19 protein-coding genes are annotated in these 21,730 nt (G+C 51.0%); 10 read left to right on the forward strand and 9 right to left on the reverse strand.

The genetic code is table 11. The features are described 5' to 3' along the window. Positions 1–39: 39 nt before the first annotated feature. A complete protein-coding gene (locus C1752_RS05975; RefSeq protein ID WP_110985153.1) occupies positions 40–1,728 on the reverse strand; it encodes an ABC-ATPase domain-containing protein in 1,689 nt (562 codons plus the stop codon). Between the two features lie 202 nt (positions 1,729–1,930). Between C1752_RS05975 and hpsJ-A the strand changes: the two genes are divergently transcribed. Further along, positions 1,931–2,731: an HpsJ-like protein, cyanoexosortase A-associated gene (hpsJ-A, locus tag C1752_RS05980; protein ID WP_110985154.1), complete on the forward strand. Its 801-nt coding sequence runs from the start codon at positions 1,931–1,933 to the stop codon at positions 2,729–2,731. A gap of 13 nt (positions 2,732–2,744) precedes the next feature. Further along, positions 2,745–3,956 (forward strand): aspartyl protease family protein, encoded by a 1,212-nt coding sequence (locus C1752_RS05985; protein ID WP_110985155.1) that lies wholly within the window; start codon positions 2,745–2,747, stop codon positions 3,954–3,956. A gap of 1 nt (position 3,957) precedes the next feature. On the opposite strand, the gene C1752_RS05990 is transcribed toward C1752_RS05985, so the two are convergent. From C1752_RS05990 to C1752_RS06000, 3 genes are all read right to left on the reverse strand, one after another. Beyond that, on the reverse strand, positions 3,958–5,196 hold the full coding sequence (locus C1752_RS05990; protein WP_110985156.1) for a sensor histidine kinase: 1,239 nt from the start codon (positions 5,194–5,196) through the stop codon (positions 3,958–3,960). Positions 5,197–5,221: 25 nt separating this feature from the next. Next, entirely contained in the window at positions 5,222–5,668 is a 447-nt protein-coding gene (locus C1752_RS05995; RefSeq protein WP_110985157.1) for a response regulator, read from the reverse strand. A 127-nt stretch (positions 5,669–5,795) separates the two neighbouring features. Then, a complete protein-coding gene (locus C1752_RS06000; protein WP_110985158.1) occupies positions 5,796–8,516 on the reverse strand; it encodes a PAS domain-containing sensor histidine kinase in 2,721 nt (906 codons plus the stop codon). Between the two features lie 165 nt (positions 8,517–8,681). Here C1752_RS06000 and C1752_RS06005 point away from each other — a divergent pair, with 165 nt between their 5' ends. Beyond that, complete coding sequence (locus C1752_RS06005; protein WP_110985159.1) at positions 8,682–9,536, forward strand: SDR family oxidoreductase; 855 nt, start codon at positions 8,682–8,684, stop codon at positions 9,534–9,536. Here the strand turns inward: C1752_RS06005 and C1752_RS06010 are convergent. The 3 genes from C1752_RS06010 to C1752_RS06020 form a co-directional block, all read right to left on the reverse strand. Next, positions 9,533–9,856, reverse strand: coding sequence for a cytochrome c (locus C1752_RS06010; RefSeq protein WP_233501398.1), 324 nt, complete (start codon positions 9,854–9,856; stop codon positions 9,533–9,535). The genes C1752_RS06005 and C1752_RS06010 overlap by 4 nt on opposite strands. Before the next feature lie 187 nt (positions 9,857–10,043). Beyond that, a complete protein-coding gene (locus tag C1752_RS06015) occupies positions 10,044–12,278 on the reverse strand; it encodes a transglycosylase domain-containing protein (RefSeq protein WP_110985160.1) in 2,235 nt (744 codons plus the stop codon). Between the two features lie 199 nt (positions 12,279–12,477). Continuing rightward, complete coding sequence (locus C1752_RS06020) at positions 12,478–13,743, reverse strand: filamentous hemagglutinin N-terminal domain-containing protein (RefSeq protein ID WP_233501399.1); 1,266 nt, start codon at positions 13,741–13,743, stop codon at positions 12,478–12,480. A gap of 159 nt (positions 13,744–13,902) precedes the next feature. Between C1752_RS06020 and C1752_RS06025 the strand changes: the two genes are divergently transcribed. From C1752_RS06025 to C1752_RS06040, 4 genes are all read left to right on the forward strand, one after another. Further along, positions 13,903–14,133: a hypothetical protein gene (locus tag C1752_RS06025; RefSeq protein ID WP_110985161.1), complete on the forward strand. Its 231-nt coding sequence runs from the start codon at positions 13,903–13,905 to the stop codon at positions 14,131–14,133. A 142-nt stretch (positions 14,134–14,275) separates the two neighbouring features. Further along, the gene (locus C1752_RS06030; RefSeq protein WP_110985162.1) at positions 14,276–15,556 is read left to right on the forward strand and encodes an O-acetylhomoserine aminocarboxypropyltransferase/cysteine synthase family protein; all 1,281 of its coding nucleotides are present in this window, start codon (positions 14,276–14,278) and stop codon (positions 15,554–15,556) included. Next, on the forward strand, positions 15,557–16,684 hold the full coding sequence (gene metX / locus C1752_RS06035) for a homoserine O-acetyltransferase MetX (protein ID WP_110985163.1): 1,128 nt from the start codon (positions 15,557–15,559) through the stop codon (positions 16,682–16,684). Between the two features lie 319 nt (positions 16,685–17,003). After that, on the forward strand, positions 17,004–17,813 hold the full coding sequence (locus C1752_RS06040) for a pentapeptide repeat-containing protein (protein ID WP_233501400.1): 810 nt from the start codon (positions 17,004–17,006) through the stop codon (positions 17,811–17,813). A gap of 8 nt (positions 17,814–17,821) precedes the next feature. On the opposite strand, the gene C1752_RS06045 is transcribed toward C1752_RS06040, so the two are convergent. Then, positions 17,822–18,442, reverse strand: a complete 621-nt coding sequence (locus tag C1752_RS06045) for a pentapeptide repeat-containing protein (RefSeq protein WP_110985165.1) — start codon at positions 18,440–18,442, stop codon at positions 17,822–17,824. 14 nt (positions 18,443–18,456) lie between these two features. Continuing rightward, positions 18,457–18,975 (reverse strand): hypothetical protein, encoded by a 519-nt coding sequence (locus tag C1752_RS06050; RefSeq protein WP_110985166.1) that lies wholly within the window; start codon positions 18,973–18,975, stop codon positions 18,457–18,459. A gap of 400 nt (positions 18,976–19,375) precedes the next feature. Here C1752_RS06050 and C1752_RS06055 point away from each other — a divergent pair, with 400 nt between their 5' ends. From C1752_RS06055 to C1752_RS06065, 3 genes are read left to right on the forward strand one after another with little or no spacing between them, the layout of a single operon-like run. Next, positions 19,376–19,591 (forward strand): hypothetical protein, encoded by a 216-nt coding sequence (locus C1752_RS06055; RefSeq protein ID WP_110985167.1) that lies wholly within the window; start codon positions 19,376–19,378, stop codon positions 19,589–19,591. Positions 19,592–19,633: 42 nt separating this feature from the next. Continuing rightward, complete coding sequence (gene thyX / locus C1752_RS06060) at positions 19,634–20,395, forward strand: FAD-dependent thymidylate synthase (RefSeq protein WP_315865241.1); 762 nt, start codon at positions 19,634–19,636, stop codon at positions 20,393–20,395. A gap of 36 nt (positions 20,396–20,431) precedes the next feature. Then, complete coding sequence (locus tag C1752_RS06065) at positions 20,432–21,706, forward strand: S41 family peptidase (protein WP_110985168.1); 1,275 nt, start codon at positions 20,432–20,434, stop codon at positions 21,704–21,706. The last annotated feature ends 24 nt before the right edge of the window (positions 21,707–21,730 follow it).

Genomic DNA, 21,730 nt, shown 5'->3' on the forward strand with positions numbered 1-21,730 from the left:
TTTGGAGAAGCCAGAGTGTGACAACACAAAACAGGGCAATCACCCTACCTGCAGTCTGCGCCAATGATTGATGGCTGCAGCCAACTCAAACACACGCACCTTCGTCAAGTCTCCCTGCGGGATAGTGGTGAGAGTATCAAACCCCTCGGCTTCAACAAACGCGATCGCATCTCGCAAAACATCAGCAAAAGGCTGGTTCTGAGGCTGCAGCCAAAGCATCGTAGTGGCAATTGCCCTCAGCTGCCCCACCTCCACCAACGACTCCACCGCGCTCAGATCAATCGCCTCTTTATCCAACGAGATCGCATCCAATCCCCGCACCTGAAACTTAATCCGCCGCTCCTGGCGTTCTAGCCCCAAACTTTCTGAAGTAAGCCTCCGCGTCGCAATCTCTCCAAACACTTCCCCGCCCTCGTGAGAGCGCACTGTCGGATACTGCTGCACCAGAGCTTTTGCCCGCTCTGTCACATCGTAGGGCTGAAAATTATCAAGTGCGATCGCAACGTCAGCCACATCAAAATAGTCACCGCTGCCCCCCATCACCAGAACAGTGGATACACCGTATTGTGTATAAAGCTGCTGAATTTTATCCATCAATGGGGTGATGGGTTCTTTATCATTGGTTATTAGGGCCTGCATTCTGCGATCGCGAATCATCAAATTTGTCGCCGAAGTATCCTCATCGATCAGCAGCACCTTGGCCCCCAGCTCTAACGCCTCCACAATATTTGCCGCCTGAGAAGTACTGCCGCTAGCATTCTGCGTCGAGAAATGAGTCGTTGAACGTCCCTGAGGCAGATGATTAATGAAGGGCGAGATATCAACCCCCGCCACACTCCGACCATCTTCAGCTCGAATCTTAACCGCAGCCGGATCAGTCACCACTCGCTCGCGACCATCGCCTGGGATATGGTTGTAGATACCCCGCTCGATCGCCTTGAGCAGCGTAGACTTTCCATGAAAGCCACCCCCCACAATCACCGTCACCCCAGCAGGAATGCCCATTCCCGTCACTCGCCCCTGATGCAGACAGTCAAATTCGACCCTCAAGCTCTCGGGGCTTTGAAAAGGAACTGCTTCCTGTAGCGGGCGATCATCAACACCGCTGCGACGGGGAAGAATTGCTCCATCGGCAATAAAGGCAACGAGGTTCCGCTCTGGCAACTGCTGACGTAGCCAATCTGCATCTTCAGCCGTTTCAATATGGTTCAGTAAAGCCGCCGCATCAAGTTGGTCATAGTGGAGATTCTCTGCCACCAGCCTCGGGATTTGTTCACACAGCATCTCTGCAGCCTGCTCTCCGGCAATGCGGCGACCGAAGGCCGGGAGTCCCACCACGAAACGAACCTCTATACATTGATCGTCAATGAAGGCAGTCGTGCGTTCTAGAATTTGTTGGGGAGGGGATGCGATCGCAACTAGCCCACTTTTTCCACTCCCTTTGCAACCGGGCAACGCCTGCATTGCTCGCTCAACCTGCCGCGTCAGATAATCTCGCAGCGCAATTTCTCGGCTGCGGTTGTTATACAAATCAGCCGGAAACTCCGCAAAATTTTGCGGCACCTGCACTCGGCACGGACTCGGGGCCGCAAAAGGATCGCCCTGCACCCGATCGATCCAAAGCGTAAAATCTGGAAAATCATAGCTGCCGCGAATAGATTGATAGGTTCTGTACCCTCGTCCATCTATCTGTAATAGAGCTTGGCGCAAAGCTTGATCGGTTGCCATAGAGAAAATTGTTGCTCAAGCCGTCGCATCCGTACCTCATAATTAATAGACGAAGTGCAGTCCGCTGTCAGTTTTTGAGCCCACAGCCTGACACCATGATCGCCAAAGACACACGCTGGGACATCACTACAAAGAAAGAGGTAGCGTATTATTTTGTCTTCATAAGTTTTGTTCAAGCCAGCATCATATCCAAGGATTCTCTATGGTGAAAAACAACAAACCCTCCGAGGAAGGTGGAAAGTTTGCCAAGGACCGTGCAGGGGGTTCAGGTCTAACGGCAGCCGTCAATCGATTAACGGACTGGCACTATGAGCAGACCAAAGCGTTGACGCTCCTAAACTGGGTCGGCTATGGCCTTTTGATCTTTTTCTTGTTTGACCTTATCGAAATTTTCTACGCCCCTCAATTTATGAATCCCGCCTGGGAACTCGAAACCCTCGGGAAGCTAACCGAGCGCGTTGCCGTACCGCTGATCGGCTTCGGCCTCGTTTTCATCGGTGGCCTTGAAAAGCGTGGCGAGATAGAACGATCGTGGGTCAAATTCTTATCTTGGGTGACGCTCCTGGCCGCCATCGTTTTTTTGCTGTGGGTTCCCCTAGGCATCTTCGACACCATCCGCATCAATCAGGCAATGCAAACGCAAATCAACACGCAATTAGAGCAGCAAACCGAGCAGGCCCAAACTCAGGTCAAGGCCGTTAAAGAACAGCTAGACCAAGTCTCCAGTCCCGAGGAACTCAAAGAATTTCTGAGCCGCCTCAAGCTCGACGAGCAGGCCCAAACCGTTGAAGATCCTCAGCAAGTGGCTCCCATCAAAACCCAAATTTCAACGATGTTGGACAACCGCGTTAGCAACCTTGACGTTCAGGCCCAGAATGCGCTCACAACCCAGCGCACCACCCTAATCAAGCGCTCTCTCAAATGGAATCTCAATAGCCTCGTCTCAGGCGCACTTTTCTTTAGCTTTTGGCGGGGCACCCGCTGGGTGAGACAGTATCGATAGCTGGATATCTCTCATGCGGCTCTCCCCTTTACTCGCAGTAACGGTGCTGCTCCTGTCTAGTTGCAACCTTCTGCCTTCGCAGCCCCCTTCCCTCAGCCAGCCCCAGGCCAAACGCCTGCCGATTGAATTTGAGGGCGGACATATTTATCTCAAAGCCAGCCTCAATCGCGCTCCTCCAGAGTGGTTTATTCTCGATAGCGGCTCGACCCATACCCTGATTGGCCAATCTCAGGCCCAATCTTTAGGTCTCAAGCCTCAAGGTAGCGTGCAGATTAAAGGTGTTGGTGACCGTAAAGTTCCGGCAACCTTTAGTTCGGGCACTGCCTTTGATCTGTCAGGGGTCCACTGGAACAGCTCAGAATTGCTCGTCGTACCGCCTTCTTTTTTTGCGCCACTGCAGCAGTATTTTGGCCGTGAATTTAGCGGCATCATCGGGGCCGATCTTTTTGAACAGTTCGTGGTTGAAGTGGACTATGCAGAGCAAACTCTGCGTCTATCGGATTCCAAAACCTATCGCTATCAAGGGAATGGCTATAAAATCCCGCTGAAGCTGCGCAAAGGAAAGCCATATATTAAGGGCATTCTTCAGCCAGCGTCGGAACAACCGCTCAAAGGTCAACTGCTTATCGATCTCGGCAGCGGGGCAGCGTTAGATATCAATGAACCCGTCCCCGAAAAGGTGCATCAATGGCTGAGTCAAACCCCTTCCTTGCCGCGATTAACCCTGGGGGTGGGGGGAGAGAAGGCTGTTCAAATTGGTCGCATTCAGCAGTTACAGATGGGCGATCTGAAGATTGAGCAACCGATTACAGAATTTAGCCTGGAACGCCCCCCTCGGCCTCAGCAAAAACTATCAGGACGAATCGGCAGCCAGATCTTAAGCCCGTTTCGGGTCACGCTAGACTATGGGCGTAAGCGTATGATTCTAGAACCTCAAGCCCAACAGCCGCCAATTGATTACGACATGAGCGGTCTGTGGCTCAAAACCCAGGGCAGGCCATTTGATCAGGTTTGGGTAGAGCGGGTCTTTGAGAACTCTCCAGCGGCTGAGGCAAACATTAGGGCAGGAGATCGCATCCTCTCTATTGATCGTAAACCCATCTCGGAACTCTCGCTCAATCTAGTGCGACAGCGGCTGAAAATCCCAGGCCAAACGGTGCAGCTTCAGATCCAGCGGCAGCAGAAAACTCTACCCGTTCAGTTAACTCTCAAGTCGCTTATCTAGCTCACGCCGCACTCTGGGCAGCAGGCAGCGGCAAGGTCCAGTAGAAAGTTGCGCCTTGGCCAGTGGCAGTATTGCACCAAATTTGGCCGCCGTGACGAGCGACAATACACCGGGCCATCGCTAGGCCAATGCCTTGGCCCTCATCTTCGGGAGTGAGCTGCTGAAAAGGCGTGAAGACCTGTTCACTGTGCTGCATGTTGAAGCCAATGCCGTTGTCTTTGACAAAGTAAACGCGCTGTTCTGCAAGACATGGCATCGTCTCTGGCAAATCCGACGACTGGCAGAGGCCCACTTCAATGTTGGCGGGCTGGCAGCCATGCGTAAATTTCCAGGCATTGCTTACTAGGTGATCAAGCAGCATCCACAGAAGCCGAGAATCTCCTCGTACTAGAATTTGAGGTGCGATCGCAACCTTCACCTGTCGCTTCGGGTGCTGTATCTTCAGCTGAGAGACAATCATTTGAGCCGTTGCGCTCAGATCAACCGACTGCACCTGCAGCGGACTGTGGCTGAGCTGTGCAAGCTGCAGCAAGCCTTCAAAAACGTCCCCCATTTGATGGCTGTAGTCTTGAATCATCCCTAGATAGCGGGTGACCTTACCATCCTGTTCGCCGAGGCTCGCGTTAAGCAAAGCACAGGCGGTCTTGATACCCGCTAGCGGGTTCCGCAAATCGTGGGCAACCGTATGATTGAATGCAGCCAAATCGGCATTGGCGTCAGCGAGCTGCTGAGCCTGCCGCTTGAGTTCTTGATTGGTTTCCTCTAGCTCTAGGGTCCGCAGGCGAAGCACTTCATCTGTGCGCTGTCGCTCAATGGCATAGCGAATAGAGCGCACCAGTACTTCTTGGGTAATCTGCCCCTTCACAAGGTAATCCTGAGCACCTTGATTAACGGCCTGAGTAGCCAGGGTTTCGTCGTTGGTCCCCGTCAAAATCACTACGGGTACAGAGGGAACGACTTGCTCCAGTTGCTCAAGGCTTTGTAAGCCTCGGCTATCCGGCAGGGAAAGGTCCAGCAGAATCACTTGGTAGGGGTGCTGCTTAAGGGTTGCGATCGCATCTCCCAGGCGCTCAACGTGCTGGAGCTGAAATTCTTTGGCTTCAGAGGCTCCCACCACTCCTAGCATCCCTTGAATCAGGAAAGCATCTCCCAGGTTATCTTCCACTAGCAGTACAGAGAGAGCCTCCTGTGCTGCGGAAGATTGCAAGACTGGCTGAACGGTCGCAGAGTTATTTACCATAGCAAATCGCAGAAATTCTCACACATCAACATTGAGTCTTCGATCCTGAGGTTCCAGGCAAACGAGGTAATGCAGCCCCCACCAACCAGAACTGCTCTAGAGCCAGCATTAGAGTCGCCGAATCCTGAAGATTTAGAGGCTTCGTCAGATAGCAATTCGCCTGCAGGCGGTAGCAGCGTAGAATATCTTGCTCAGCGCCAGAAGTCGACAGCACAATCACCGGGATATGCATCAGGTCTGGGTCAGCTTTAACCTGCCGCAGAACCTCGTAGCCATCTATCTGAGGCAAATTAAGATCTAACAGCATCAAGTCAGGGAGTTGAGCCGCCTGCTTCAAAAAATCCAGCGCCTCTCTACCATGAGAGACCTGATGCAGAACCGTTGCCGGGCGCTGCTCAAGGGCGTGACTCACCAGGAAAGCATCTCCCGGATTATCCTCCACCAGTAAAATCTGAATCGGCTGCTCGCTCATCACTTCACTTGACGTTGGCCTTAGGTTAGACAATATGACCCGCAATTCTGACAATAAGCCACAAAATATCTGTAAAAGAACCTCCCTCAAGCCTCTCTTCTGACAGAGAGTTAGGGGATAAAGACAGCTACTTCGGGAGCGTAAAGTAGAAAGTCGATCCCTTACCCAGCTCTGACTCCACCCAAATCTTCCCCCCCAGTTGCTCGACAATTTTGCAGCAGATTGCCAAACCAATGCCCGTCCCCGGATATTCCTGCTTCGTATGCAGCCGCTGGAAAATCATGAAGATCCGCTCAGCATGAACCGGATCCATACCGATGCCGTTGTCGCGCACGAAAAATTGCCACTGATGGGTCTGCTCCTTGGCTCCAATCTCAATCTCAGGCGGGCAGTCACGGCGATACTTAATTGCGTTCCCTAAAAGATTTTGCCAGAGCTGCTGGAGCTGCAGGCGATCGCTCACCAACGTCGGCAATGGTCCCTGATCAATTACAGCCTGACTTTCGGCAATCGCTATCTGCAGGTTGGCCTTAGCAGCTTCCAACACTGCACCACAGTCTAGAGACACTAGGGTATTTCTTTGGGTACCAACCCGTGAGTAGGTCAGCAAATCGTCGATCAGCTGCTGCATGCGAGCTGCGCCATCCACCGCAAACGCAATCATCTTATCGGCCTTATCATCCAACTGTCCGGTGTAGGTTTGAGCCAAAAGCTCAGTAAAGCTGGTCACCATCCGCAGTGGCTCTTTCAGGTCATGGGACGCTACATAGGCAAACTGCTCTAGCTCTCGATTGGAGCGAATCAGTTCAGCATTTGCCTTTTGCAACTGCTGCTCCACCTGCTTTAACCCTGTCACATCAATGATCACCGCCAACGATCGCTCAATTTGGCCTCGGGAATCCCGCTCGGCAATCGCAGAGAGCAGTACGTCCATCACCGCTCCAGTCTGGGTCACAAACTGATAGGTCGCGTTTTGCACAAATCCCTGCTGACGGAACTGGGGCATATAGAGGTCTCGGGCCTGCTGTTGTGAGGCTGGAGTGAGGAATTCAGTTGATTTTCGGCCTAAGACTTCATGCCGCTGATACCCCATCTTTGCTAGCCAGTAATTACTGACGCTAATTAAGTTCCCTTGAGCGTCAATGGAGTGCAGCATGACGGGCGTATTGTCATAAATCGCTCGATAGCGAGCTTCACTCCGCCCCAGTGCAGTTTCAAACTGTTTGCGATCGCTAATGTCGCGGGCCACCCAAAGCACCGCCTGCTCAGACATGGGGGAGACGCTGGCGGTGAACCAATGCTCATGGTTATCAACGGCAAGACAATACTCAAATTCAATCGATTGCCCCGTTGCTAGCGCCTGCTGAACCTGAATCCCCCAGTCATTGTCGCCACCGTTCCACAGATGCTGGACCGTTTGATTCACGCAGTCACTCTCAAAGTCTTCATAGATTGAGGGATCGGTGGGAGCAATTTCAATGTCTGTAATTTCACCTTCCTGTACATGACACATCAATACAACATCGTTCATGGCTGCAAAAATGGCGCGCATCTGCTGCTCTGAACTTCGGAGTCTGGTTTCTAAGAGTTTGCGATCGCTAATATCTCTCTGCAGCACCAGCACATAGGGATCAACTTCCCCGTAGCGAATCACGCGCCAGGAACAGTCCATGCTGCGCGCCTGTCCCTCCGGCATCATCCACTGCACCTCTTGCCGCCCAATCTCTTCCTCAAACAGATCGATAAAGACCTGCGGATCGCTCTGCTGATCAGTCGGTGCCAAAAAGTCTGCAAACGCATGGTTAAGCAGTTCTGCTTCTCGATAACCCGACCGCTGCAGCACCGTTGGATTGACCTGTTGAATCATCCCTCGAAGGTCTAAGACAAAAATAAAGTCTGGGGCAGCCTCAAAGAGAGATCTCCAGCGCTGTTCACTCGCCTGCAAACGAGCCTCAGCCTGCCGTCGTTCCGTGGTATCTCGCGCAACCGCATAGATTGCACCCAGCGGATCAGGGGAAGCCGTCCAGGCCAGCCATCGATAGGTTCCATCAGCACACAGGCAGCGTTTTTCAAACTCTGGGGTGGCCTTACCCTGCTGCAGCTGCTGCAGCTCCATGCGAGTAGCGGCATGATCATCAGGATGAATAAAATCAAAAATAGACTGGCCAAAGAGCTGATCATTCGTATGACCCAGCGTTTTGAGAAAGGATGGATTCACGCGCCGAAAATGACCGCCCGTATCGGCAATACACAGCAGATCCATTGAGAGAGAGAAGAACTGCTCAAGCTCAAGCTCGGCCTGTTGGCGCTCAACCACTTCTTGCTCCAGTCTCATGTTGGCATTCTGTAAATCTACCGTCCGTGCTTGAATCCGCCCCTCTAGCTCTGCATTAAGCTGCTGCACCCTCATCTCTGCCAGTCTTCGATCTTCAATTTCAGCTTCTAAACGTCGATTGATGGCCTCTAGCGCCTGCGGATTTGGGAGTGCCAGCGCCTGTGGCAGCACCGGTACCAATGCAACAGCGGTGTAGCAAGACACAAGGGCTGTCAATGCCTTGACACCCCCTGACAGCCAGTAAACCGGCTGCCAAAGGGTCCAGATCTCTATGAGGTGAGTTGTCCCACAGGTCAAGATAAATGCGCTGAACAGCACAAAAATCCGTCGGAAGGGCACATCTTCTCGCTGACGCACAAAGTACACCAGCAAAATGGGAATGGAATAGTAGGCCAGAGCCGTCAATAGATCAGAGACGACATGCAGTCCCACCAGCCCTGGCTGCCATAAATAGCAGTGCCCGTGGGGAATATAGCGCCGAGAGAACAGAACGCTCTGCACAAAATTCAGCATGGTGATCCCTCAAACGCTTTGCGGTCTGGGTGTAGGGTACACCGATAGGGCAAAGACCTTTCGTCTTGGAAGACTTCAACTGCAAACGTTTTGGGCAAACCTGTTCCTTCGCTAAGATGGGGATAAATTCAGAACGTCCATCCGCATTAGAAATCTTGGAGCAGTATGACTCAATCACACCCTCTCAACTCAGCGCTTGTTCTAGTCGCGGGTGCGACGGGTGGGGTGGGGCAGCTCGCGGTCGGGCAGCTCGTGGCTCAAGGGATTCCGGTCCGGGCCTTAACGCGCAATCCTGAGAAAGCGGAGCAACTGTTTGCGGGGCCTACGTCTGACCCACAGGCAACGCCACTACAGATTACCCAGGGCGACATCCTCAATCCAGCAACGCTTCCGGCAGCCGTCGAGGGCGTCACCCACATCATCTGCTGTACGGGCACTACGGCCTTTCCGTCTCAGCGATGGCAGTTTCCAGAGCCAAAGGAGTCCAGCAATCCCTTGGCTTGGCTAGAGATTTATGGCAGTCCGCAGAACTACGGCGAGATTGCACGCAATAGCCCTCAAAAAGTTGATGCCGAGGGAGTGGGAAATCTAGTGCAGGCGGCCCCTAAGGATCTACAGCAGTTTGTTCTCATCTCATCCTGCGGCATCCTGCGCCGCCAACAGCTACCGTTTAGCATTCTGAACGCGTTTGGGGTGCTGGATGCCAAACTGCAGGGTGAGACAACCCTGATCCAGTCAGGCTTGCCCTACACAGTCATTCGCCCCGGTCGGCTCATTGACGGCCCCTACACCTCCTATGATCTGAATACGCTGATCAAGGCGAAGACAAAGGGTCAGTACGATGTGGTGCTCGGGCAGGGTGACACGCTCTCAGGGGAAGCCAGTCGGATTGACGTGGCAAGGGCTGCGGTGGAGTGCCTGAAAGCACCGGTCACGGTTGGCAAAACGTTCGATCTGATCAATGAAGGTGCTAGACCCACGGCGATTGATTGGTCTAGTTTGTTTAGCACGTTGGCTTAGAGCGTGTTCAGATAGCTCAGCAGATCGGCCATTTCTGCTGGGCTAACCTGGAATTTTGGCATCGGTGGGGTCTCGCCGCTGGTGATTTGATGCATGAGGCTGAGTTGCGATCGCTTCCCTGAAATATTGCGCAAACTCGGTCCCACTTTACCGTTGGCTTTAGTTCCATGACAGCCCGCACAGTTGAGCTGAAAGATGGCTTTACCCTGTGTAACCTGTCCCTCTAGAGTCAGCACGTCTCGAACGTAGGGATCTGAGAGCCGGATTTGATAGATCGCTGTCGCTGTAATTGCGATCGCAACCACAACCCCCAGCAACACAGCTATAGTTCTCCAAACCCTAGGTTCAGAAGTGGACAGTACCTCAGAAGTCGCTTGCTTATCCAAAAGAATTGGCCTGTGCTGAAGTCAGGTTCATCTTTCGTTATATAACATATCTTTACGTAATTCTTAAAGGTATCCAGCATTACTAAAGATTTCTCCCCCTTATGATTTTCTGGGTAGAGGGCTAATTCACAATCTTCCGCATGTACTGCCCCCAGAGCGTTGCAGCCTGACCACTACTGCCCGATGTTGGCTGATTATCATCATTCCCCAGCCAAATGCCCGTGAGCAGACTGCGACGGGGCACATAGCCAATAAACCAGAGATCGCGCCCCTTATCAGTGGTGCCGGTTTTGCCCGCTTCACCCAGTCCCAAGCTGGCCGAGCGCCCTGTCCCCGAACTAATCACGCCCTGCATCATTCGAGTCATTGTCCGGGCAATCCGGGGCTCTAACACTTGCTCTGCCGATTCCTGACCGCGATTGAAGATCACCCGACAGGTTTGAATATCCTGAGCATCCTCACAATCCCCAGCATCGAGCACCTTACGAATCGCTAGGGGCGTCGCCTTCAGGCCACCATTGGCAACCACCGCATAGGCGCGGCTCATTTCTAAAACAGTGGACTCATTTTGCCCCAGCACCACAGCAGGCACAGGATCTAACTTTGATTCAACACCCAAATCACGCGCCGTCTGGATGACACGATTGAGGCCCGCATCTTGAGCCACCCGCAGCGCCACCACATTCTCCGATAGCGCCATACCGGTATACATATTGACGCTGGCCCCGCCCGAGCGACAGCCCTTATAGGTGAAGCCCTGATAGGTCAGAGGACTGCAGGCATAGGCCTTGCTGGGTGAAATGCCCCGATCAAGGGCGGCGGCATAGCCAAACAGCTTGAAAGTAGAACCGGGCTGGCGCTTTGCCTGAGTTGCCCGATTAAACTGGCTTTTTGCATAATCCACTCCGCCGACCAAGGCCAAAATTTCGCCGGTTCGATAGTCTAGGGTCACAATTGCCCCTTGACTGAACCGAAATTGCGACCCCGCAGTACTGACGGCCTGCTGCAGAGAAAGCATTGCCTCTTCTTGGATCTTGGGATCTAGACCCGTTTCAACGATGAAGTTACCTTCTTGAGCCAAGTCTGGACCCAGAAGCGTTTTGAGTTCATCAAAGACGTAGCTGTAGTAGTAGGGCGCTCGATTACTCTGCAGTGCCTTTTTCGCCTTGGGGCTAATTTCAATGCGCGATCGTCTGGCCCGATTGCCTTCTTCTTGCGTAATGCGACCTTGAGCCGCCATCCGGGTAATCACCCGATTGCGATAGAACAGCGCCGCATCGTAATCTTGCACCGGATTGAAGGCGTTGGGCGCAGGCAAAATTCCAACTAAGGTTGCCGCCTCTGAGATCGATACATCGCCAGCAGACTTATCAAAGTAGAAACGGGCCGCATCTTCAAACCCATTAGCGTTGACGCCCAGATAGACCTTATTGAGGTAAGTCAACAGAACAAGGTCTTTACTGTAGAAGGTTTCCAACTTGAGGGCCACCATAGCCTCACGATATTTGCGGGCAATGGAATTTTCTGCCCCCACATAGCCACGAAACAGACTTCGGGCGACCTGCTGGGTAATACCGCTGCCCCCCTGCTGGCTACCGCCACTAACGTTAGTAAGAAACGCCCGCAGTGTTCCGATGGGGTCAACACCCAAGTGCCAGTAATAGCGACTGTCTTCAGAGGCCAAGAGGGCGTCAACGACGTAGGGAGAAAACTCAGATAGAGACTTAAGCTCACCGTGGGCAGATGTGCGCTGCGGCGTCAGGGGGGTTTGGTCACGAGCCAGCACGACAATCGGCCCCTGATTGACAACAGGTAGAGGCGTCACCTCAAATTTTTGCCACTCAAATGCAACAACGGCGGTGACAAGCGCAATCATGCCCGTCACACCGTAGAGCGCATAACGAAGCCCCCGAATGTACCAAGGGGGCGGATCAATGAATGTGATCTGCACCGCTTCTGCTAAAGCAGGCGGACCAAGGGTTAACTGGTCTTTGTGATGAAGCCAGTACTGTTTAACCCGCTGCTTGCGATGAAAGGTACCGTTCGTAGAGCTTTCATCTAAAAAAACAAAGCGATTCGAACGCTTTTGATCTCGCTGCAGTGAGGCATGCACCTGACTGACGATGGGGTTGCGAATCACGATGTCACAGCCCTGAGAACTCCGCCCAATCACATACCGATCCCCAATCAGCTTATGTTCCTTGGGCTGGTCTTCACCTACGCGGATCAAGAGCTTTGGCACCCTGGCATTACTCTTGAGGACAAGCTTCGTCACATTAGCTGGGGCAAAGATAGTCTTCACGACCTGCGTGACGTTGCCCAGGATAGTACGAGAGGGAGGGGGATCGGGAGTCATTTAATCTGTCACAAGGTCAGCAAGAAGCATGCTTAAACAGAGAGACGAAAACCTTGAGAATAAAGTTCTAGTTCAAGGGTTATCGACCTTACGTACAACATACTGAATCTTGATCATACAAGCAGACGTTGTAACAGTGGTCCAAGAGGCCTCCATATGGTAATCACGGAATCTGGAACAGGAGGTCAGATACGATTGACTATGCCTTATCATTTGCAAAATTTCTTGCACAGATCGGGTGAGAAGGTCCAGGTTTTTGGGCTACGGCTTCTGATATTTCAAGAGGTTGAGTTGTTAACGCAACATCACCGTCTGCAGTGATATGCCATCCGTGTGCCTCAACAATGCGAGTTTGTAACTTCGCAACTGTTATTTTTGAAGACTGCCTATTTCTACGAGCATCCTCCTTAGCAGCACTTATATTTTTTGACTGTCTTAAGGCCCAATTTGCAACAACAGCATCTTGGCTAAGATTTCCATTAGGATCAGGAGATAAACCACCACGACCAGAAACAAAAAATCGACTCAACCGCGACTCTTTTCCCGTTTTGTCAGTACAAACAGCAGCAAAATCTTCCGAGAATATCTTGCTCCTAAATCTTCGTAAATTCATTGGATTCACTGCATTCTCTCGTGAATTTATTTGAATTATTTCATTCTCTCGTGAATTTGCTTGATTTTTTTCATTCGGTTGAAGTCTTAGAGTCCGTTGATCTTGAACAATCAAATCGATACGACCAGTACTAATCATTACATTCCCTCCCATTAGGAATAAAGACAGGTCTGGACTTACTCCCAAGCCTGTTCGATCTAACAGAGAATTCATTATTGAGGATTGGCTGCTAATCGAAGCTGGATTCTCACCCAACTGCAGACCCACTGGCGTACTTATTGTCAGCAGAGAAGATGTTTGTGGCTCTACAGCACTAAACGATGAGCCATCAGAGAAATCAAGCGAAGCAGCATTACTAGCAATAAATGAGCCACCAATATCAAGAGAGGAATTTGGTCCAAATATAATCCCATTAGGATTCAAGAAGAAAAAATTAGCATTCCCATTAGCTTTAATTAAGCCATCGACATTAGAAATACTTCCACCCGTTACGCGACTAATAATATTTTCAACTGAAGCAGAATTATTAAACCGAGCTTCGCCTCCACTCGGTACAGAGAACCTTTCAAAACTGTGAAACAGATTTCTGCCACGTGTTGTCCCCTGATCGATTTGATACAGCAAACCATCCTGAGTTGAAACAGCAGAATTAGCAGGTAAGGTTTGATCTCCAACAACCTGCCCCCTCAGAACCGCCTGGTTTGAGAAGAATATAAATACAGCCCAGAATATTAGTCGCTGGGGTCGAGGCCATCTTTTAAGCAGAAAAATAGCGCGTTGCCCCCATCGCTGCCGACTTACTATGCGTTCAGCCATATACGTTCCAATCACGAAAGCTAATCCCACAGACATATCTCTGGAGGCGGGTGCATTTATGCAAAACTTGGCAAACGCAAAATTAAAACAGGCTCAGCGTCATAGGCATTTTGTTAGAGGTACGACAATCACTTGATTGTTCCTCACGATGGCACAATAGTCCCTACCCTACTCAAACTCTTGAGGACGATAAAAATGTGGAAAGTGATCATCCACTGCTCTGCCGACGGTTGGCGTAACTATGCCACTGCCTTTCGGGAGATTGCAGACAAATACCCTGCTGGCACACTCTTATCCTCACGCAAACTAAAAGGAGATGAGCGCCGAATCATGGAATATGAATTTGAAGATGCCAATGATGCAGAAGCTCTAATGCAAGAATGTATGACCCTCGAAGGCTTTGTGGCCGCCTTTGAGTCAACATAAAGCTCAGTCAACGAAGTATGCCAGTCCAGTCTCTACTTTCTTCAAATTAATTTCATTGTTGAGAAAGATCTGAAGAAATTGAGTTCGCACCAAATCTTGCGCTACGATCCAAAGCTGTTCGTTTAATCGCAAGGGGGTGTCTATGGGCACGCAGCACAGTCTCGAAACAAAATGTCTACACGCCGGTCAAGTCCCTGACCCCACGACTCTATCGCGGGCCGTCCCGATCCATCGCACTAGTTCGTACACCTTCCGCGATACCGAACATGCAGCGAATCTATTCGCCCTCAAAGAACTCGGGAATATCTATACTCGCCTCGGCAACCCCACCCAAGATGTTCTCGAACAGCGCGTGGCTGCAATGGAAGGCGGAGCCGCCGCTCTAGCCGTGGCTTCCGGCACCAGCGGTATTTTCTACAGCATTATCAACATTTGTCAGACCGGTGATGAGATTGTCTCAGCCAATAATCTCTACGGCGGTAGCTACACGATGTTTAACGACATCCTGCCGCAATTCGGAATCAAGACACACTTTGTAGACCCCAGCGACCCAGCCAATTTTGGTAAGGCTATTACAGACAAAACCAAGCTAGTGTTCTGCGAGACAGTGGGTAACCCTGCGCTTGAAGTATCAGACCTTAAAGCTATTTCTGCCATTGCCCATGAAAATGGCCTACCGCTGATTGTGGATAGCACCTTCACAACCCCCTATCTTTTGCGCCCCATTGAGCACGGCGCTGATATCGTCGTTCACTCACTCACAAAGTGGCTGGGCGGTCACGGGACCGGCATCGGCGGTATTGTTGTTGACGCCGGTAAGTTTGACTGGACTTCAGGCAAATTCCCGCTCATGAGTGAGCCAGACCCCAGCTACCATGGTCTCCGCTATGCCCATGACTTAGGGGATTTATCTGCGATCGCATATATCCTACGCATGAGAGTGGTCCCCTTGAGAAACCTGGGTGCCTGCATCGCCCCGGACAACGCTTGGTTGTTCCTTCAGGGCATCGAGACCCTCCATCTGCGTATGCAGCGCCACTCTGAGAATGCATTAGAAGTCGCAAAGTTCCTTTCGAAGCACAAAGCTGTAGACTGGGTTCGCTATCCCGGCCTGGAATCCGATCCGGGTCACGCGACGGCTAAGAAATATCTCAAAAATGGCTTTGGAGCGATGGTAATTTTCGGTATTTCTGGCGGACAGGCAGCGGGACAAAAGTTCATCGAAAAATTGAACTTGTTCTCTCACCTGGCAAACGTCGGCGATGCAAAAAGTCTAGCCATTCATCCCGCTACCACCACTCATTCACAGCTTACAGAAGAGCAGCAGCGTTCTGGCGGTATTTCCCCTGAACTAGTGCGGCTTTCGATTGGGATTGAGAACGTGAGCGATATAATCAGCGACCTCAAACAGGCGCTGTCCTAGATGAGCGTAGGGCCTGTCTCAACTCAGTTTTATACCTTTGAGCGGCCCTTTGAGCTGGAGTCGGGGGATCGGCTTGATGGGGTTGCGATCGCATATGAAACCTACGGCACCCTCAATCCAGAGGCCAATAATGCAATCTTAGTCTTTCATGCCTTAACGGGCAGCCAACATGCCGCTGGCGTCAACCCTCACGTCCCTGGCGTAGAACCCCTGTGGACTTCAGACTGCGAGCAGGGCTGGTGGGACGCCTTCATCGGCCCTGGTAAAGCCCTAGATACCGATCGGTATTTCGTCATCTGCGCCAACTATCTGGGGAGCTGCTACGGCTCCACCGGCCCCCACTCCATTAATCCGAAAACAGGAACCTCCTACGGCAGCTCTTTCCCCCCGGTCACCGCCTGGGACGTGGTTCAGAGTCAAATAATCTTACTAGATGCCTTAGGAATTGACTGCCTTCATGCGGTCGTAGGCGGATCTTTAGGCGGCATGTTGGCGCTACTGCTTGCCACCCGCGCCCCTCAGCGGGTCAACAACGTAATCTCAATGGCAACAGGAATGCAGACCACCGTGCTGCATCGCATCCTGAATTTTGAGCAAGCCGTCGCGATTCGCAACGACTCTGACTTTAAGCAGGGGGACTACTACGACATCCACAGACCTAAGGTTGGCCTAGCCCTAGCGCGGATGATTTCGCACAAAACCTTTGTGTCTCTCGAGGTACTAGAGAACAGAGCAACCCGAGAGATCATGCCTCAAGATCTAAGGTCAAAGAACTATCCGCTATCCCATCCCATCGAATCCTACATGCTGCATCAGGGACAAAAATTTGCCGATCGCTTTGATGCCAACAGCTATCTGTGCGTCATGGATATGTGGCAGCATTTTGACCTCGGCGATCTCGGCCCGGAGCTATTTTCAGGGTGCAACCATCAGACCTATCTCGTTTTCAGCGTCGATTCAGACGTCTGCTTTTATCCCGAGGAGCAGCTTGCGATCGTTCAAGCTCTCAAAAACAGCAGCATCGCTGTCAAGTACATCACTGTTCATTCAGACAAAGGACATGACTCATTTTTGCTAGAACCTGAGCTATTCACGCCATATATCCAGTTTGTACTCAACGGCAATTGATTTTCCGTTTCGTCACTGGAAACCCTCTTCACGATTCCTTCCCAGTTGCTTGATAGTTTTTAAAAACGGTTAGTGTTTCCCAAAGCGTTACCGTATTTCACCTTGACTGAACCAAAATTCTCAGCAACTCGCTGGGAATTTTTTTTGTCAGGTTCATTTTTAAGTACAGCTCAAAGCATCGCCTCAGTCATGTGAACGTCTTCGGGCTTCTTGAGCTTTCCTCAGGTAATCGCGGCAGAGTAGACTACTTAGATAACAAATTGCTAAGCTACATTGCTTTTAGATTCCCATGAACTTAATAAAATTCGTTTCTCTTTTTTTGGCTAGCGCAACTGTTTTCCTAGGCACAGCCATAGCTGAAGCAGCCAACCCAGAACATCTTCAGCAGCTTTTACAGACCAATGAGTGTATTAACTGCGACCTAACCGATGCAGACCTAAGGGGCAAAAATCTTAGGGGGGCAAAACTCATGGGTACCTCTCTAACACGGGCTAACTTATCAGGGGCTAATTTGGATGATGCCAACCTAGGCGACACAAACCTACTGCAGGCAAACCTTGAAAGTGCCACCCTGCGCAGAGCCAATTTGAGTACATCTATCAAGCGGCAGGCCGATCTACGCCAAGTGAACCTCAAAAGCGCAGTTCTCAGCTATGCCCAGCTCAATGGCGTCAATTTAGAAGGGGCCAATCTAGAAGGGGCCAATCTAGAAGGAGCTAACCTATACGCAGCCATTATCAGGACGACGGCAAAAGAGCGGCATATCGTTCCCACAACGTTGCGGCAGGTCAATCTGCGCAATAGTACACTTCGGAGAACCAAGCTTGATCAGGCAATCGTTGAAGATACAGACCTGACCGGCGCAAACCTACAGGGTGCGAGCCTCAGACAAAGCCGAATTGCACGCTCTAACTTAAGCAAAGCTGACTTCAAAGGAGCAGATCTACGGCGAGCATCTTTTACTGAAACCAATTTAACAGGGGCAAATCTAAGTGCAGCTTTTCTCGCGAAAAGTAACATGCAGAATGTCGATCTCCGCGAAGCCGACCTTCGTAACATTGACCTGCGTGGGGCCAAGCTCTGCAGCGTCATGCTACCCACAGGAAATCGCTCTGATAAAGGCTGTTAGCAATAACGCTAGTTTTGCACCGAATCACTAGGCATGATTGCCCCAGACAAGTTAGCGCCCGTTAAATCCGCACCCTTTAAATCTGCACCCGTCAGGTTCGCTCGCTCAAGATCGGCTCCTGACAAATCACTACCCCTGAGGTTAGCGCCCGTTAAGTTAGCTGCAAATAAATCAGCCTTCTGCAGTTTGGCACCGGATAAATCAGCCTCGCTGAAGTTGGTCCCTCTCAGTTTTGCTTCGGTTAGCGTGGCATCTCGGAAGTCAGCTTTGGGGGCGCGGGTACTGCGTAAATCAGCCCCCGTCAAATTAGCGTCCCGTAAATCAGCCTGACTCAGATCAGCGACATTGAGCCGAGTGGTTTGTAGATTACCCGACCGCAGCTTTGCTCGAATCAGTTTTGTATCTGTCAAATTCGCTGCACTCAAATTGGTCCGCTTGAGATTGGCTTGGATGAGATTGGCGCCTTTCAGATTTACGCTGCTGAGGTCAACACCGCTGAAGTTAGCTCCTGCTAAATCACAGCGAATACAGATTCTCGTATCGAGCAAAGTTTGGATGTGCTCAGGCAGCCTAGCCTCAGCCACACTGGCAGCCAACAATACAGCAGCCAAAGAGATTTGAAGCTTCATAGCGAATACCTGCCTTAGAGACTACGGGGCTTATCTTCTGCAATGCCTTTACCAGGACCAAGATCTAAGCGCTTACGTCCGGGAGAGATTTGCAGCCAATACCCATAGCGATCGCGCACCACCCCAAAGGAGTAAATAAGACAGTTCTTAGTGGGACAATCCACACGAAAAACACCCTTCTTACCCGTTTTGACAGTTTTGTAGCCCTCTTTATCCGTTAGCAGTGGCAGAAGCTGCTGATCAAGCTGAGAAAAAACATTCCAGGCTTCTTCAGGCCGCTCCAAGGATAGGCGAGCCTGACGCATTTCTGACTGAGCCTGCGTTAGCTCTGCCTGTATCGCCTCTTGCACCTGTATACAGTCATTTTTAGGAGAGCACGGAATGTAGTGAATCGCGTTGTCTTCTAATGGAGCATCCCCACTATCTGCAAAAGTGACGTACTGGAAACCAACAATCTTGCCCGCCGCTTCCGCCGATCCCATCCAGCCCAATGTACCGAGCAGCAGCGTTATTAAACCCTGTTTAATCTTCATCGATTTTTCCTTGGCCGGTGTGATTAATTTTTTTTACGGTTGCTGTATATTATTTGAGCCTTTTTGGGACACTTACGCAAGCAGGGGCAACCTAGCCCAAAGCCCTGAATCATCGTGTGATCCCCGACGGTACAGAGTTCTGACAGCCATGTAAAACGTATTTGTACTTACCAAGCCGATGGAGCTATCCCCCCTTTGGCTTAGGGCTCTCCGGCTCATCTATCGCCCTTCTCTAAAATCGGAATCAAAGCTTCTTAAGGCTTTTGTAACTTTTGTGTCATCTTCCGAAGTAAGCCTCTGTTATTTATTTGGAACGTGTACTCTAAAAACATAAAGAAAATCTTAAGCAACAAAACCACTCCTGAATTTAGTACAGAACATTCCCTAGGCGGTGAGAGCTATGACACCCGATGCAATTCATGAACTTTGGTCCTTAGTTGAGTCAACTCAGACGAACGTTCTGCTGAACTTGGATGATACGACCCTTGTGCAGTGGTTAATTAAGCGCCTAAAGCAAAAGGGTATTCAGGATACGGCAGCCTGCAGTACTTATATCAGTAGCCGTTTGCCCCTTATTCGCGATCTGGCCAGCGATCGCAACTTGATCTATCAATAATTGAGTTGAAGATGGTCTAATAGAGGCTGGCCAGAGTTCTACATGGATATCGGCCCCATTGTTCAGACTCACAATGCCCCTATGGATGATCGGTTTACGGTAGAGGTTATTTCTCAGACCCCTAACCCCCAACAAGTTGCCTACGCGGCAATGCACCAAGACTATGCAGAGCAGCTTGTTTGGACAAAGCGCGATAGCTGGCCCGGCGAAGAGAAATGCGGCGAGCTAATCGTTAAGAATTTGCTTCAGGGCAATCGAGGCCATTATGGCCCACTAGAACATCCCCAAATTGTGCTTAATTTCGGCTACTTTCCGCACAGTACGATGCAGCAGATGCGAACTCACCGGAATGTATCCTTCGATGTACAATCCTTTCGGTACACCGGCAAAAGAATTTTGGATGTTGTCGCAGGTACGCAAGAACTAGAGGATGTTTTTTATCTGCGGCCTGTGGGTAGCTACAGTGATCGCCAGGGCAAAAAATATGACTACACCGCCGAACAGCGTCAGCAAGACTTAGACTGGTGCCACCAAGGGTGCCAGCGCTATGCCGAACGCATTGAGCAGGGACTTGCAGAAGAACATGCACGGGGGCTAATCCCCTTTGATGTGCGGCAGCATTGGGTGATGTCAGCCAATACGCGATCTCTGATGCACCTGCTCGACATTCGCGGCAAGTACGATGTCCAGCTTGAAACCCGCGTGATGACGGAGCTAATGCTGGAATGCTTCAAAGCCTGGATGCCAACGCTTGCAGAGTGGTATGAGAAAACTCGCTGGCGCAAGGGACCATTGGCTCCGTAGGTTACGTCAAAGTAGTGCAAGTGGCGTGAGGCAGCAATGCAAAAATCGAAATTAGCCTGGATAGCTCTAATTAGCAGCGTGACGATACTGGGCTATATTCAGCCTGTCCACACGCTAGAAGATAGCCCCAAAGCTCTCGTTGATCAGGCTTGGCAAATCGTTCACCGTCAGTACGTTGACCGTGATTTTAATCAAATTGATTGGCAGGCGGTTCGTCAAGACTATCTGAAGCGCAGCTATAGCTCTCCACAACAAGCCTATATTGCAGTGCAGGAGATGCTGAAGCCGCTAGAGGATCCCTACACGCGTTTCTTGCCGCCTAATAATATTAAAGATTTGGTCGATAAAGTTTCGGGCGAATTCATTGGGGTCGGTTTAACCGTGGGCGTCAACGCTCTCAGTGACGAATGGGTTGTAGTTGAACCTTTACCGGGATCTCCAGCAGCAGAGCAAGGCATCAAGAGAGGAGATGTTGTGGTCAGCATCAATGGGACTCGCACACCCAATATCGATCCTCGAAAGGCAAGTCAGTTCATTATTGGTCCGGTGGGCAGTAAGGTGACCCTTAGCGTTCGCAGTGGCTCTAAGACAACTGACTATGAGCTTGTGAGGGAGCAGCTTGATCTGAATCCTCTGACCTTCAAGGTGCTAGAGACTGCAGCGGGTAAGGTTGGCTATATTCAGGTTCCGGTGTTTACGACAAAGTCACCCAAGGCAATGCGTGCAGCCATTGAGACCCTAGAGGCTCAGCAGGTGAAGGGGTATGTTCTAGATTTACGTGGTAATCCGGGCGGTGTGTTTGAGGCCAGTGTAGAGATGGCCCGCATGTGGCTGAGGCCCAATCGTCTGATTTCTCTGGTGGATCAGCGCGGTGAGATTGAACGCCACGAAACAACGCAGAAGGAACTCACAGCAGCACCATTAAAGGTTCTCGTTGACGGCGAGTCGGCTAGCGCCAGTGAAGTGTTGGCAGCAGCACTCCAGGATAATCAGAGAGCGACTGTCATCGGAACTCAGACGTTTGGTAAAGGGGTGATTCAGTCTTTAGAAGCTCTGGAAGATGGATCTGGAATCGTGATTACGGTTGCCAAGTATTTAACCCCTAAGGGGCAGGATATTAACAAGATCGGGATTACCCCCGATCTTGTAGTTTCCGCTGCTGATAGAAAATCAGCAGAGCAGTCAGAGTCACGTCAATCTGAGAATATTGCGAGGATCTCCGACCGGCCTTCGGCCATCGCAACTCAGCAGCCCAGAGCTGATCAACAGCTTCAGCGAGCCTTAAAGGAGCTAGCGCAGCAGATGCGTTGAATCTAAACATTTTAATTCAACGCA

The organism is Acaryochloris thomasi RCC1774 (genome assembly GCF_003231495.1).
Classification (GTDB): domain Bacteria; phylum Cyanobacteriota; class Cyanobacteriia; order Thermosynechococcales; family Thermosynechococcaceae; genus RCC1774.

Excerpts from the sequence above, each read along its gene's own strand:
- C1752_RS05975 (WP_110985153.1), bottom strand. The coding sequence starts at position 1,728 with ATGGCAACCGATCAAGCTTTGCGCCAAGCTCTATTACAGATAGATGGA.
- hpsJ-A (WP_110985154.1), top strand. The coding sequence starts at position 1,931 with ATGGTGAAAAACAACAAACCCTCCGAGGAAGGTGGAAAGTTTGCCAAG.
- C1752_RS05985 (WP_110985155.1), top strand. The coding sequence starts at position 2,745 with ATGCGGCTCTCCCCTTTACTCGCAGTAACGGTGCTGCTCCTGTCTAGT.
- C1752_RS05990 (WP_110985156.1), bottom strand. The coding sequence starts at position 5,196 with ATGGTAAATAACTCTGCGACCGTTCAGCCAGTCTTGCAATCTTCCGCA.
- C1752_RS05995 (WP_110985157.1), bottom strand. The coding sequence starts at position 5,668 with ATGAGCGAGCAGCCGATTCAGATTTTACTGGTGGAGGATAATCCGGGA.
- C1752_RS06000 (WP_110985158.1), bottom strand. The coding sequence starts at position 8,516 with ATGCTGAATTTTGTGCAGAGCGTTCTGTTCTCTCGGCGCTATATTCCC.
- C1752_RS06005 (WP_110985159.1), top strand. The coding sequence starts at position 8,682 with ATGACTCAATCACACCCTCTCAACTCAGCGCTTGTTCTAGTCGCGGGT.
- C1752_RS06015 (WP_110985160.1), bottom strand. The coding sequence starts at position 12,278 with ATGACTCCCGATCCCCCTCCCTCTCGTACTATCCTGGGCAACGTCACG.
- C1752_RS06020 (WP_233501399.1), bottom strand. The coding sequence starts at position 13,743 with ATGTCTGTGGGATTAGCTTTCGTGATTGGAACGTATATGGCTGAACGC.
- C1752_RS06025 (WP_110985161.1), top strand. The coding sequence starts at position 13,903 with ATGTGGAAAGTGATCATCCACTGCTCTGCCGACGGTTGGCGTAACTAT.
- C1752_RS06030 (WP_110985162.1), top strand. The coding sequence starts at position 14,276 with ATGGGCACGCAGCACAGTCTCGAAACAAAATGTCTACACGCCGGTCAA.
- metX (WP_110985163.1), top strand. The coding sequence starts at position 15,557 with ATGAGCGTAGGGCCTGTCTCAACTCAGTTTTATACCTTTGAGCGGCCC.
- C1752_RS06045 (WP_110985165.1), bottom strand. The coding sequence starts at position 18,442 with ATGAAGCTTCAAATCTCTTTGGCTGCTGTATTGTTGGCTGCCAGTGTG.
- C1752_RS06050 (WP_110985166.1), bottom strand. The coding sequence starts at position 18,975 with ATGAAGATTAAACAGGGTTTAATAACGCTGCTGCTCGGTACATTGGGC.
- C1752_RS06055 (WP_110985167.1), top strand. The coding sequence starts at position 19,376 with ATGACACCCGATGCAATTCATGAACTTTGGTCCTTAGTTGAGTCAACT.
- thyX (WP_315865241.1), top strand. The coding sequence starts at position 19,634 with ATGGATATCGGCCCCATTGTTCAGACTCACAATGCCCCTATGGATGAT.
- C1752_RS06065 (WP_110985168.1), top strand. The coding sequence starts at position 20,432 with ATGCAAAAATCGAAATTAGCCTGGATAGCTCTAATTAGCAGCGTGACG.